Genomic DNA, 13,047 nt, shown 5'->3' on the forward strand with positions numbered 1-13,047 from the left:
TCAGAATAATTTTTGCATTTTAAGGCGCACATCATTCATTGCCTCCTGCACCGAATCAGTAGCAGAAGGAGGCATTTTTTCAGCAGATTGCAAAGCACCGAGTTCAGTCAACACAGCTCTGATATCGGCCTGAGAAGGCTTCCATCCTGTCGTCTGACTGAGTAAGGTTACAACCTGATCTGCTGAAAACTCCTCGCTCAAAATGGCAGTCAGCAATACAGGCAGGCGAGGATCAAGTTGGTGTAACGCCATTCCAGAAATAAATGCATTCCGGAACAGCTCACCACGCTCAGAACGCGGAACGGACTCTATCGCTTCCAAAGTTTGAAAGTCTGCAGCTTTTTCCGGATGCAGATAAAGTGTGAATTTTTTCCTTTTCCGTTCATCGTCCACAATATTACTCCTCTTTGAAAGCCGCGATAGCTTCAACCAGTGCTGTCTGTGGCGACTCCATCATCACTACTTTTTGCCCAAGATGGTGCCATGCCGTTTTTATCGAATCATAGATCAACGGGGCCCCACCACCGACAACATAAACACGATTCACATGATGAAAATCACCGAGCTCATTGACTACTTGCTCCCCCAGACTGGCAATAGCCCCCTCAATGGTATTAAGGACCAGATCAGTTTTTGTTTCGTCATTTATAACCTGCCGAACAAAGTCCGGGTCATTACGACGTTTAATCAATTCATCTGCAACGAGGAAACTGGTATCACTGGATGCCATGCGCAATGCACTCATTGCAGCTTTCGTAACTGAAGACACACCAATGCCAGAATTACCATGAATGGCACTTACAGAGTCAAATTGACCAACGATAACACCAACATCAAGCGTAGTGCCGCCAATATCAACTACCAGCGATTTTTCGAACTGACCAACTTTATCCATGACCAGACGAGAAAACACAGCTGGCAATGATTCAGGCATCACATCAACGTGTTCAATGGTGAAAACATCGCCTTTATTAAGACAAATCGGCCTCATTAAATTCTCAATTTTACGCTGAATGTTGAGTTCATTTTTTTGACACTCTTTCGTGTAGAACTCACTGATAGGCAAAGTCACAGTCAATGATACAGGCTGAGGCGCTAATCCACTATTCAGTAAAGCGTGATGCACAGCTAACAGGTTAACATCCGTATATTGATACTCAATATGAGTCGTAAGAATAGATTGGTTGCTAACTTCATCATACGTGTATTTTTTACCATCCAGTTCATAGTTAAATGTCTGGCGAATCCCTAACCCGTCAACCTTCCATCCATGACGAAATGAGTTTTGCGACAACGACTTACAGATTTTCCCATTGTCATTCCATGCCAACTTGATTGTTGTTGAACCATCATCGCAGTATACGTTCATCTATAGCCCCTTAAATACTCAATCTGAGTAAATCACTGTTTCTGGTTGCAAGGTAATACTCAATTTGAGCACTATCATAGTTATGAAACCACAAAACACAAGTAATATTTATTACATCATATGACATACTTCATATTTCATACTTCATAAATATGAATGCATGTTGACACATCAGGTTACCGTGTCAAAATATCATCATACTTCACACATCACATTTATGAGGTTGCAATGATTACTGTAGTTGGTGGGAACAAAGGTGGTTCAGGGAAAACTACCATTGCATCAAACCTGGCTATTGCTCTCGCAAATAAAGGAAGGGAAGTCTGCCTGTTAAACGGAGATCTACAACGAACAGCCGCAAAACATCATGCAGAACGAGAAGCTGCAGGACTGTTACCAGCAATAACCCTTGTTGAGAAATTTGATAACCTGACACAAACACTACAGGCTCTGAATGAAAAGTTCGATGATGTAATAGTGGATGTCGCAGGAAGAAACTCAAAGGAATTCATAACGAGTGGAGTTGTCGCACATCAAATAATTGCGCCACTACAGTGTTCTCAACCAGATCTGGATACTCTTACAGAACTAGAACAACAGATAGACGCAATGCGTAACCTTAACCCGGAACTTAAGGTTTATTGTTTACAAAGTATGGCAACAACCAATCCGGTTTTGAGGGGAAATGAGAGAAAAGAATTCCTTGAATATCTTGAAGAATTCCCAACAATTCAAGTCCTGGATTCAGTTATTTGTTTCAGAAAAGTCTATCGCGATTGCATGAGCAACGGCACCGGTGTAGTAGAAACGAACAATACAGCAGCCAGAGCAGAAATTGAACATTTAATGAATGAGGTATTTGGCCCATGGTGAAGAAACCCAGCCAGCAAGCATTAAACAGAGCTGCAGTTACGGTAGAACAAGCAGAGGCTCTGGCTCAGCGCCTTGCGGATAAACCATACGGCGCGCCGGAAAAACCCGAACCAGAAAAACAATGTCGGACGACAATCTCTCTTGGTGAAAGCATGCTTGTCACAATAGAAGATCTGGCATTGAGGAATAAACGCAATGGTAAAGATCCAAAAAATGTAAGTGCCATCGTCAGAGTAGCCCTTGAGCAATACTTAAAAACACTAACGTAATAATCAAGAAGTTATTACTTATGAAATCACACTTGTGAATTCACACTGTTTAAGCACCCTTGCATACAAGAGATCACATATTGCAGTGGTCTCTTCTTTTATAGAATAAATCACAATTCATAATTATGATTTGTGACTTATGCGTGTCTGTTTTTCAGCATTGTGACAGCATCGGACTCAGGCATCGAAAACTGCACCCGGTGCCGTGCAGCCACATCCAGTGCAAACACCTTCGTGTAGACCTCTGTTGAGCTGATGGACTTATGCCCCATCAGGCTCTGCAGGACCTTCAGCGGTATACCGGCATACAGCATGTGCATCGCATAGGAATGGCGGAACGTATGTGGCGTGACCGGGACAGAGAACGTCACACCGTCAGCGGCAGCGGCGGCAACCGCCTCCCCAATCCAGGTCCTGACCGTTCTGTCCGTCACTTCCCAGATCCGCGCTTTCTCTGTCCTGCCTGTTCGTTTATTACGCCGTTCCATGGGGATTTTCAGTGTGGCCACCATCGTCTGCAGCTGGCTGACGAACCAGGCGTCGGAGAGCGGAACCAGCCGGTGAGTCTGCTGACCGGCGGGCATTCTTCCTGCCGTCCTGGCGGCTTTTTCCGTCCGTTGTTTCAGGGTCGCAAGCTGCACAAACGGATACGGAGGCGCAAGCGAAAAATCCCCCCTTGTCAGCGCCAGCACTTCGTTAATTCGCGCGCCCGTGTTCCAGAGCGTCGCCAGCAGCATCTTGCGGTGAAGATCCGGCACGTAGTGGAGCAGGGCGCTGACTTCCGGCGCCAGCAGGTATTTCGGGAGTTCGCCCTGAACGAGAGCCATCTGGCGAAGTGCCAGCGCTGCTGGGTAGTCTATGGCGACAGGTAATGATGTGTTGCTTACTGGTATACAGTTAGCGGGAAGCGAAGTCATCGACATATCCCTCAGTGAAGACGCTTATGGATGGTGTCGCTGCGGTAATTTCAGAATATGCCATCATCCGTCCTGTATAGTGCATCTTCCTGCAGAAGGGTTTCAGCCGCCACGGTAATAAATGCTCGTACCGTGCAGATAGCATTCTGCACACTCCCCGAACTGATATACACGGGTTCAAGAGATTCGGTAACTCCATTACGGTGTACCAGTGCGTTTCGGGTCTTGATTACACCCTTAATCTCCTCCAATGGCCACTCATGTGGCGTTGTCAGCATCCTTGAAAAATACCGACCTATCACTTTGTGGCTCTGAAATGTCTTCTTCGCTACAAGAGACTGAGCTCGCCAGGTATAAACCTTCTCAGGAGTGTCTTTATCCGGCTCCTGCTCGACCCATTTGGAAGCAAGTAATTTTCTTCTGTCTTCCTTATTAGGAACCAACGAATCAGCCTCGTGCAGGAACTTCTGTAAATGCGGGGGATGACTAAGAAGTGCTCTTGCGCTGTACATCAGAAAGCTGTCCAGTACACTCACGCAATGAACGTAAGCCATCCGCTCTACGATCCTGGGTTGGTTGAACTGCATCAGGCTCTCTAACTCATCCAGTTCAGCCTTTGCATCCTGCAGGCGGTCAGGAATACTGGCAAGCGAAGCCTCAAAATATTGCTGCTCAGCCGCCTCTTCCATCCAGTCCTGAAACCAGCTGTATTCCTGCGCTGCCGCATCCCATTCAGGAGTTCCTTCCTCAGCATCCGGATAATTTTCCGCAATCCATTCGTCACGCCGTTCCTCCTGCATTTCAAACAGCAGTTCTTTCATACTTCCCATTTAAACCTCGCCATCAATGATGTAATCCCGCCATCAATTACTCCTCTGACCTTCAGGGGGCGATAATGTAATAGCCTTTAAAATAGTCATCTATCTGACAGGATTGCCAGGGCGGAGCACAATGTTGGAACAGCGGTTTTTTGTAGTCACCAACCAGTTGCCATGAGTCCGAGTTATCCATTCGTTCTGCAACCATTCTTCCGTTACGTTTCAGGATTTTTGGCGATTTCCAGTTATGTCTGGCGTTAATCATTTCTGTTGGCGTTGCGTATGCCGCTCCTGAATACAGCCATAGCTCTTTATGGCCATATACATCCTCAAGCTCCCGGACCACATCGTAAAATGATCTAAATGTTGGTTTACCCATACCTCGCCTCAAAAATAGTATCCGGTTCAATAGTCACGCAGAGTAATGATGACGCGCGGCACAACCCTACTTCTGTCACATGGATGATTTTCCCATGATGTCATCATTTCCAGGCTGATAATAAGCAGCCACATAACCACTCAATTAAATTACCGGATGGCCATTCCGGCCAGATCCGACTTTTATGTTATTCCGCATTTTCCGGAAGTGTACCACGGTCAGGAAGTAAGCGAAGCACTGTTTTCTGCTGCTGCGCGGCGCATCACAGGTCAGGGAGATGACACAGCATATAGTGTCATTAACAGCTAAATTCAGCACTACATGTTGTGCTGACGGGAGATGGCGCTGTGCGGAGGGAGAGGAAGATCCGTGACAGCCGGAAACCGGATCTGCGCGGCGGGAAACCAGCAACCAATATGATAATTAAGCAAAACACATGAAACCATACCTGATATGATTTATTTCTTAACAGGACATTATCAGATGGAGTGTGAAGGATGGATGAAGAACGGGTGTTTTCACTCAGCTATGAACAACTGACCCGGTTTGCGGAACGACGCATCCGGGAATGCAATCTGGACAGCCAGGGCGCAATTTATCTCTGCGAGTCAGCCAAAGCCGGAGCCGTGCTGATCTTCTGGCATGAACTGGCCATAAATGGCTATGCCTCAATGAATGCCATAAAGAGACAGGAGCTCATTGACGCCGACTTTCAGCGCCTCAGAAAGCTCATCTGGCCGGAGGATGACAGGTAATGACCCAGAGCCGCCGACCGTCGCCACTGCAGCGGAGAGTGCTGATTGTGCTGGCTGCCCTTGATGAAAAACGGCCGGGACCCGTGCTGACGCGGGACATAGAACAGGTGCTGGAGCGAAGCGGGGAAGCCCCGGTCTACGGGCCAAACCTGCGCGCCTCCTGCCGTCGTCTGGAGGATGCCGGCTGGCTGCGTACCCTGCGCGCTCCGAACCTGCAGCTGGCAGTGGAGCTGACGGACGCCGGCCGGGCCGTGGCACAGCCTCTGCTGCAGGCAGAACAGGACCGCCTCCGGGCAGAACAGCGTGCGGCAGAAGTCGTCGTACTGCCGCTGGTCCCGGCAGCAGGTCTGCCCGCAGACGGCACTTTTGCCACTGATCTGGCGGTGGAGCTGAACGGCATAACGTATCAGGCCTGCCGTGGGGATTTTGTGGTGCGTCTCGACGGCAGCACCTGTCTACAGTTATGGAATAAAGAAGGCAGGGTGATACGCCGGGAGGGCGATCCGCTGGAAGTGGCGCAGTGGCTGCAGGCCTGTCACGATGCAGGAATGGAGGTTCGTGTGCAGGTTAATGAAAGCATCGCCCCGTAAAAACATGCCTGCACGGTTTACACATCATCCCATGGTGGCAGCCGGTTAACTTTCCTGCGCCACCAGTGGAAAGAGGCCATGCACAGTCCGGACAAAAAACCACTCGTGATACTTATAATAATGCCCTCACCAGCCACCATTCCTGACGGCCCCCAGTAGATAAACCACATTGCACATCCCCAGGAAATGCCCCATAAGCCTCCCGTCAGCACCGTGACCTGCCAGAACGTCATAAAGGGTAATGGCGGGAGCCGGATACCCAGCCGCCAGAAAATACGCAGAAGAGGAGGGGCATAATTACTCCGCCACATCTTTTTGCTGTCCATCAGAGCAATGGCCCGGGCTTTTTTCTGCTCAAAGCTCACAGGAGCACCTCCGTTCCATGATGTAAACGTGATACATCTTATTGTTATTGATTATTATTATCATAATGTAATTATGTTATCACGCACCGGTAAAGTTTGATGATATTCTTTGCATTAGGATACCTTGCAGAGCTTGCTTCTGGCGTGAAACGAACATTCTCATTTAGAGAAAAGGTATTGATTCCGCCCTGCATATCCTTATCTTTTCCATAAAAAATTGCCTGATCTTTGTCACTTTTAATCAGCACATAAGCTGGATTAATACTTATTATTTCTCCTGTGTGTTCAGGATTGATTGTTACTCCTGCTGACCAGTCTTTTCTTACTTGCAGGGTGGGAATTCCTGCCGGGAGTTATTTATTCTTCCAAAGCGCATGTAACGAACAAAGTTCAGACATCCGCGTATTGCTCTCGATTATATCAAGTAATTTCAAATTAGATGGATTTATCCAATAGATTACTTTTAGACATCTATCATAGTGTTCAATTACTTTATTTATCACATCTTCAACTTGGTATGCTTTCTTGTTACGCCATAATGGCTCATGATGAGAGAGTTGTAATAGCCCCCGTTTAAACCGGACACTTCACCAGTAAGACATAGTCATAGAGCTATGTTTAAGGAGTGTCCTGTGCAAAGAATCGAAGTGATCACTGGCGAGCAAAAGCGCCGCCGTTATTGTTCTGATCCTGGGGTCCGCTTGGAAAACGGAAAATATCCCACGCTAAGACTATTTTCTATACAGTAACAGTTTGCTGTTTCGCTCTAACTCTCAGAATTGTTTGCCGTGTGGTTCGGAATTCCCTGGCAATAGCACTTATACTTGCCCCAGACTTAATGCGTTCGAGTACCTTCTGTTTTTGTTCTTCATTTAATACCGGTGGGCGACCAAAACGTTTTCCTGCATCCCGTGCTCTTGCTATCCCTGAATAAGTTCGTTCAAGTAAAAGATCTCGTTCAAATTCAGCGACCGCTGAAATCACTTGCATTGTCATTTTTCCTGCCGGACTGGTCAGATCAACACCACCTAATGCCAGGCAATGCACCCTGATGCCAGATTCGGTCAGTTGCTCCACTGTTTTCCTGATATCCATTGCATTACGACCGAGGCGATCCAGTTTTGTGACTATCAATACATCGCCACTTTCCAGACGATCAAGCAACCGGTTAAAACCAGGACGTTCACTGGCTGCTACTGAGCCACTAATTTGTTCTTCGATTATTCGTTGGGGTCTGACGTTAAAACCCGCGCTTTCGATTTCCCGACGTTGATTTTCGGTCGTCTGTTCCAGAGTGGAAACCCGACAATAGGCAAAAATTCGAGACATAGTGAGATCTTCTGTACGAAATAGGTGTACATATTATAATGCGTGTCCGAAAGTAATTTCGCTGACTTTCGGATATATCTGTTTAACAATGTCCGAAACCGGTCGTTTTCGGTCACAACAAATCCATAACACATGAAAACTTTACACGAGGGAAGCATTCATGCCACGGCGACAAATACTGAGTAGTGAAGAGCAAGCTCGCCTGCTGGTTATACCAGATGATGAAATTATTCTGACCAGAATGTGTTTTCTTTGTGATAAAGATATTGCTCTCATTAATAAGCACCGGCGTCCAGCTAATCGCCTGGGCTTTGCGGTATTACTCTGTTACCTGCGTGGGCCTGGATTTGTTCCGGACAAAAATAATTCACGGAAAGGCTGAGCGATATCCAGGGCTTCAGTCCGTCATATCAACAACCAGCCTGAATCTCAAAGATATTGAAACGTACTGGGGTGAGGTATTACGCCTAGCAGCTTCGATTAAACAGGGGACAGTCACTGCATCGCTGATGATGAAAAAGTTAGCCAGTTACCCAAAACAGAATGGACTGGCCAAAGCGCTGAGAGAAATTGGTCGAATCGAACGGACACTGTTTATGCTGGACTGGTTTCGAGATCCTGGTTTGCGACGACGTGTACAAGCTGGGCTGAATAAAGGAGAAGCCCGTAATGCTCTTGCGCGAGCGGTTTTTATGCACCGGCTGGGTGAAATCAGGGACAGGGGGCTGGAGAATCAGAGTTACCGGGCCAGTGGTCTGACGTTACTGACAGCGGCAATCGCGTTATGGAACACGGTATACATAGAAAGAGCCATTGAATCCCTGAAACGAAAAAAGCTCCCGATTAATGACCAACTGCTCTCTCACCTTTCGCCGTTGGGCTGGGAGCATATCAATCTTAATGGGGATTATGTCTGGCGTAATAATCTTAAGCTGGGTACAGGGAAGTACCGACCATTACGCAATGTCGATATCGAATCGTACAAAAAACAGTCTTAGCGTGGGATATTTTCCGTTTTCCAAGCGGACCCCATCCTGCGTGGACGGCAGGCCCGTGGCAGGCAATCAATGTAAAAGTCCTCTCTGCTCAGCATGTTGATGGCCTTTCTGGTGTGGAACCTTAAGGAAACAACATGTTGGGTGGAGTGGACAATCCAAATGGTGAATTACCGTCTTATATCATTGGCGCAGACAGTTGCTAATGTGCACCTTTTAAGAAAAGGTGCCAACTTTCGGCATAACCGAGGAATAGAATAGCGTCGGAGAATCGAAGTCAGCTATGATTGCCTGTGCCTGTTATATAAAACTGGAAGACATCCATCCCCTTTCCCGACATATTATCTCTTTAAACTCTCCGCCTCCATGCAAGATATTAATAAAAGGAAATTTTTTATTTTATGTCTGGCGAGTCAAAAAACACCTACATCAAACATTGTTAATTAATTGTAATCACAGATATTTTTAATATATACAACTCACACATAATTAATATATTTACACAGCCCATTCTGACTAAAAACCCTCAAATGAGTTGTCAGTCAGATTATAATAAATAAAATATTAGACCTTCTTTCATTATAGCAAATATTTTCACTCATACTGAAAGCTATCCAGCCTTTAAGGCCAGAGAATAATAATTATTAATAATACGAAATAATAACAAAAAAGTAATACTTTCATATATTATGCATGCCAATTAGCTCTCTGGTTTTGTACGAGCAACTGCGAAATGGCCCTGCTGGATGTGATGCCAGAAAGAGCAGCAACTGTACGCGAGCTGTATTAAGTTGTTTAATTTGTTATAGGAGTCAGCTATATGCAAAAAAGTAAGATATCAAAAAGAATAAAGCCTCTTTGCTTAATAGTTCCTTTGCTGTTATCAGCATCATGCCACAATATTACGCCCCCCTCTAAATTAACCAACTATATAGACAAAACAAAATCACTATTTCCAATAGAAAATTATCCTCAATCTGTCGATAACTGGTTCCCTTCCGGCCCAGAGAGGCATATTTCAGTCATAGATAAAACAGCACAGTCACGCCATTTTTCTAACCTGAAATCGCTCTATTTTGGGATGAAAGCAGGCGAAAAATCTCCATGGAACATGTTTTATATAGCATCCGTCCTTAACCAGGGGGTTGAAGCAGATCGTGATGCTAATATAAAAAAGTATCTAGGAGAGAAAAGTGTTTTCTGGGGGGCAAATTTTAGAGTCCACACGAACACATGGAAACAGCAGATAAGGGATAACGCGACGACCAACATTGACCGGACTTATGACCCGTCAAGACGGGGAATTACCATTAGAGAAACCCTGGTCAGACTTCTTCCGACTCTCGACCCGGCTTATGATAATCCAGGTCAGGCTGGGCAAGGCTATCCTTTTGATAATTTACAGGAATCATCAATCCGTCCCGGCACCCCTGTATTTGTCTTATCGACAAGCAACGACGGTCGCTGGAAATATGTTTTATCTCCCACTGTCAAGGGTTGGATATATAGTGAAGATATAGCAATGGTAGATCCACAGTTTGTTACTGAATGGCTGACTCTGGCTAATAAAAATCTAGGAGCGTTTATAAAAAAATCATACTCCGTTCATGAAAAAGAACTCTACTATTTTACGGCCCTCCCAGGAACTATCCTGCCATTCAGGAATAAACGCAACGGAGTTTTTGTGGTTGCAGTGCCTGTACGCAACTATGATGGGCGCGCACAAATTCGCTACGTCGAACTCAAGGAAGATGTGTTTGTTGCTATGCCATGGAAAATGACTCCCAATAATATAGCTATACTGATGAAAGCAGTGATCGGTAGACCCTATGGCTGGGGAAATTATAACTATTACAATGACTGCTCTGCCGAAATACAAAATCTTATGATTGCATTTGGGATATTGCTTCCCAGAAATTCTGCAGCACAAATACAGACGGCTTCCCGGCTTGTCAATCTCAGTCAAGCGAACATCAATACAAGACTGCGTTACCTCATGGATCATGGCAGACCTTTCACCACTCTTGTATACATCCAAGGACACATCATGCTGTATATAGGTAATGCTGTAATCAATGGGCAGCATGTACCAATGACATATCAGAATATATGGGGTTTGCGTCCGGTGGATTCCAGTAGCCGAAGCATTATTGGCGGTGCCGTTTTTTTCCCACTACTGGCCTCTTACCCGGAAACTCCAAGCCTGGAACCTCTGGCTGGCAAGGCGCTATTTAAATTGGGCTTTATTGAATAAATTTCGTTATATTTTTAACAAAACCATAAAGTTCATGAAGTAAAATGGGAATATCGGATAACCTCAGGCACTAACAATGGTCAGGCCTCCTGACCATTAACCATTATGGCAGACGTAAAAGTCTTTCACACCTGGCAAGTTGCTATTTAGTCTTGATAATTCGGTCTTCTTCATGTTATGTGTATGGTTTATCGCAAAATGTCATGGACAGCACATACAATCATCTACATTAATAAAAAAATCAGCAAGAGGAGGAATCAATATTAAACATGTCTCAGCGAAAATTATAAGCACCAAAACAACACAGAATTTTAAATTTGTGCGCATAAAGCTTTTGAGACACTTAAAGAAGTATCTACGTTGCATTAAGTATTTGTTATCAGCCAGCCATCCACGGACAACTATTACGTTTTTTTAAAAATCGAGGCTAAAAATATAAAGAACAAGCAATAATATCAAGCGAACAAGATGTAATACATTAAACAACTCACCACTATCACCACCACACATTTTGAGCAAACTCCTGACGACGAGACAAACAGGAGCCATTATAACAACCACAAGCCAGCAGCAAACACAACGGTCAATTATTAATCATTATTAACACCCCATACAACAAGCATATCGGAAGGATTACTATACTGCTAATGCAACAGAGGGACTGGTGTTCCTGTAGCCCAGCACACATCCGCTATCAAAGTATAAGCGATCAAATGCGTAAAACTATACACCTCCCCGACAACAAAAAAGCATGACTTCAGCAAACAGTATTAGCCACTAATAGCCAGATAATAATAAACAACTTTACAGTAACGGCAATAAATAACAAATAATAATGCACGCATAAAAAAAACTATCTGGACATAAAAATTCTTAATCTCTATATTTTCGCCTTCAAAAAAGGAGAAAGGCCTGCTCAGCATGAAAACGCATAACGTTATTCTTGACGTATTAAGAAATGCAATAATAATAGATGGGGAATCTAATCCTCTTTCAAAAAACGAATGTTTTTTAATCAAATATCTTTATGAAAGACAAGGAACCTCAATATCAAGGGATGAGTTAACACAACATTGCTGGCCAGGAAGGGTAGTATCTGCAACATCGCTCCCTGTAGCAATAAAACACATAAGAGATGTTTTAAGGAAAATAAAAAATGAAGAAATAATAAAAACTCACAAAGGTGAAGGATACTCTTTTCTTCCCGGAATAATTGAAATAAAAATTATTGATTCTTCTCCCGGGAACAAAACAATGAACACAAAACACACGGTAAAAACAGGACATCACAAACTACAAATTCGAAATTTCTTAACTGCAATAACAATAGGAATAAGTGTGTTTTTTTGGGGGGCGATCAGCTTCGTTATATATACGAGATACGCTAATAATATAAAGCACTGGCACACAAATAGTGGCTCACTGATAATTTCCACATCAGAAACAATGAGTGAATTAATAGATGACGCACACGAAGGAGACACTATCTTTATTGATGATATGGAGTCAACACTTATCTGTGATAAACAAACATGCAACTTTATAAAATGAAAACTTCATTTGTAATAACTTCCATTATTGCGATTTTTGCCACATTATTAATCATTAACAATAACAATGACATAACATTTTTCTCTGAGAGGACATACAAAAATATAACAGAACACACAGACATAAAAAAAAATGGGATTAGGTTTAACATTCTGCATTACATGTCAGATGACAATGCAAAACTAATTATTTCAGAAACACTTTCTGGAATAGCTATAAGAACAAGCTTACACGGATATCTGTTAATACCAACTCATAAATATAAAACATCCAGCTCAGGCTCATTTCAATCTATAGGCTCAGTGTTATCTCTATGCTCCTACCACGCCAGCAATCATGACATTATATTTTTTGATGGAAGCAGAGGTGTATTAGAAAATAATAATCAACTGATACCATTGCCAACTATATTTTTAGGGCAGAAGAATCACAGCAAGCATCCCAAAAATATAGCTCAAGAAAGAAACATAGAGCATAACAATGAAGAAAACAACAATTATCAAGAACTGACAACAATCAATTACTAATATTACGAGAAGCGGTGTAACAAAGGATGTTCACCGCAAAAATCATTAATTTAAAA

At 43.9% G+C, this 13,047-nt stretch carries 15 protein-coding genes and 1 pseudogene; 9 read left to right on the forward strand and 7 right to left on the reverse strand.

Translation table 11 applies throughout. The annotated features are described in order from the left end of the window. Window positions 1-393 carry a plasmid partitioning/stability family protein gene (locus tag ATB02_RS20220; RefSeq protein ID WP_000340829.1) on the reverse strand — a complete coding sequence of 131 codons (393 nt, stop codon included), beginning with the start codon at window positions 391-393 and terminating at the stop codon, window positions 1-3. A gap of 4 nt (window positions 394-397) precedes the next feature. Further along, window positions 398-1,369: a plasmid segregation protein ParM domain-containing protein gene (parM, locus tag ATB02_RS20225; protein ID WP_089640730.1), complete on the reverse strand. Its 972-nt coding sequence runs from the start codon at window positions 1,367-1,369 to the stop codon at window positions 398-400. Between the two features lie 228 nt (window positions 1,370-1,597). Between parM and ATB02_RS20230 the strand changes: the two genes are divergently transcribed. Further along, on the forward strand, window positions 1,598-2,242 hold the full coding sequence (locus tag ATB02_RS20230; RefSeq protein ID WP_000633913.1) for a division plane positioning ATPase MipZ: 645 nt from the start codon (window positions 1,598-1,600) through the stop codon (window positions 2,240-2,242). Continuing rightward, window positions 2,236-2,511: a hypothetical protein gene (locus ATB02_RS20235; protein ID WP_000239529.1), complete on the forward strand. Its 276-nt coding sequence runs from the start codon at window positions 2,236-2,238 to the stop codon at window positions 2,509-2,511. Before ATB02_RS20230 ends, ATB02_RS20235 begins: the two co-directional genes overlap by 7 nt. 137 nt (window positions 2,512-2,648) lie before the next feature. On the opposite strand, the gene ATB02_RS20240 is transcribed toward ATB02_RS20235, so the two are convergent. From ATB02_RS20240 to ATB02_RS20250, 3 genes are read right to left on the reverse strand one after another with little or no spacing between them, the layout of a single operon-like run. Further along, window positions 2,649-3,434, reverse strand: coding sequence for a site-specific integrase (locus tag ATB02_RS20240; RefSeq protein ID WP_241957644.1), 786 nt, complete (start codon window positions 3,432-3,434; stop codon window positions 2,649-2,651). Window positions 3,435-3,478: 44 nt separating this feature from the next. Further along, window positions 3,479-4,258, reverse strand: coding sequence for a hypothetical protein (locus tag ATB02_RS20245; RefSeq protein ID WP_000535296.1), 780 nt, complete (start codon window positions 4,256-4,258; stop codon window positions 3,479-3,481). A 52-nt stretch (window positions 4,259-4,310) separates the two neighbouring features. Beyond that, a complete protein-coding gene (locus tag ATB02_RS20250; protein ID WP_001302628.1) occupies window positions 4,311-4,625 on the reverse strand; it encodes a hypothetical protein in 315 nt (104 codons plus the stop codon). A 497-nt stretch (window positions 4,626-5,122) separates the two neighbouring features. Between ATB02_RS20250 and ATB02_RS20255 the strand changes: the two genes are divergently transcribed. Together ATB02_RS20255 and ATB02_RS20260 are read left to right on the forward strand one after the other, a co-directional pair. Then, on the forward strand, window positions 5,123-5,380 hold the full coding sequence (locus ATB02_RS20255; RefSeq protein WP_000343099.1) for a hypothetical protein: 258 nt from the start codon (window positions 5,123-5,125) through the stop codon (window positions 5,378-5,380). Then, on the forward strand, window positions 5,380-5,970 hold the full coding sequence (locus ATB02_RS20260; protein WP_089640732.1) for a hypothetical protein: 591 nt from the start codon (window positions 5,380-5,382) through the stop codon (window positions 5,968-5,970). Before ATB02_RS20255 ends, ATB02_RS20260 begins: the two co-directional genes overlap by 1 nt. 17 nt (window positions 5,971-5,987) lie before the next feature. On the opposite strand, the gene ATB02_RS20265 is transcribed toward ATB02_RS20260, so the two are convergent. Beyond that, entirely contained in the window at window positions 5,988-6,335 is a 348-nt protein-coding gene (locus ATB02_RS20265) for a DUF6404 family protein (RefSeq protein WP_089640733.1), read from the reverse strand. Between the two features lie 738 nt (window positions 6,336-7,073). Next, window positions 7,074-7,664, reverse strand: coding sequence for a recombinase family protein (locus ATB02_RS20275; RefSeq protein WP_000086536.1), 591 nt, complete (start codon window positions 7,662-7,664; stop codon window positions 7,074-7,076). A 160-nt stretch (window positions 7,665-7,824) separates the two neighbouring features. Between ATB02_RS20275 and ATB02_RS27100 the strand changes: the two genes are divergently transcribed. The 5 genes and pseudogenes from ATB02_RS27100 (at window position 7,825) to ATB02_RS20300 (ending at window position 12,991) form a co-directional block, all read left to right on the forward strand. Next, the gene (locus ATB02_RS27100) at window positions 7,825-8,046 is read left to right on the forward strand and encodes a DUF4158 domain-containing protein (RefSeq protein WP_089640829.1); all 222 of its coding nucleotides are present in this window, start codon (window positions 7,825-7,827) and stop codon (window positions 8,044-8,046) included. Beyond that, window positions 8,009-8,662: pseudogene (locus ATB02_RS20285) on the forward strand (Tn3 family transposase); the annotation flags it as partial. The gene ATB02_RS27100 and the pseudogene ATB02_RS20285, both read left to right, overlap by 38 nt. A gap of 817 nt (window positions 8,663-9,479) precedes the next feature. Then, window positions 9,480-10,913 (forward strand): SH3 domain-containing protein, encoded by a 1,434-nt coding sequence (locus tag ATB02_RS20290; protein WP_089640771.1) that lies wholly within the window; start codon window positions 9,480-9,482, stop codon window positions 10,911-10,913. Window positions 10,914-11,834: 921 nt separating this feature from the next. After that, window positions 11,835-12,464 (forward strand): winged helix-turn-helix domain-containing protein, encoded by a 630-nt coding sequence (locus ATB02_RS20295; RefSeq protein ID WP_089640770.1) that lies wholly within the window; start codon window positions 11,835-11,837, stop codon window positions 12,462-12,464. Beyond that, window positions 12,461-12,991, forward strand: coding sequence for a PsaF/MyfF family fimbrial adhesin regulatory protein (locus ATB02_RS20300; protein ID WP_105272150.1), 531 nt, complete (start codon window positions 12,461-12,463; stop codon window positions 12,989-12,991). Before ATB02_RS20295 ends, ATB02_RS20300 begins: the two co-directional genes overlap by 4 nt. Window positions 12,992-13,047 lie beyond the last annotated feature (56 nt).

The sequence above is a fragment of the Escherichia sp. MOD1-EC5189 genome (assembly GCF_002966045.1).
In the GTDB taxonomy this organism is placed as follows: Bacteria; Pseudomonadota; Gammaproteobacteria; order Enterobacterales; family Enterobacteriaceae; genus Escherichia; species Escherichia coli_F.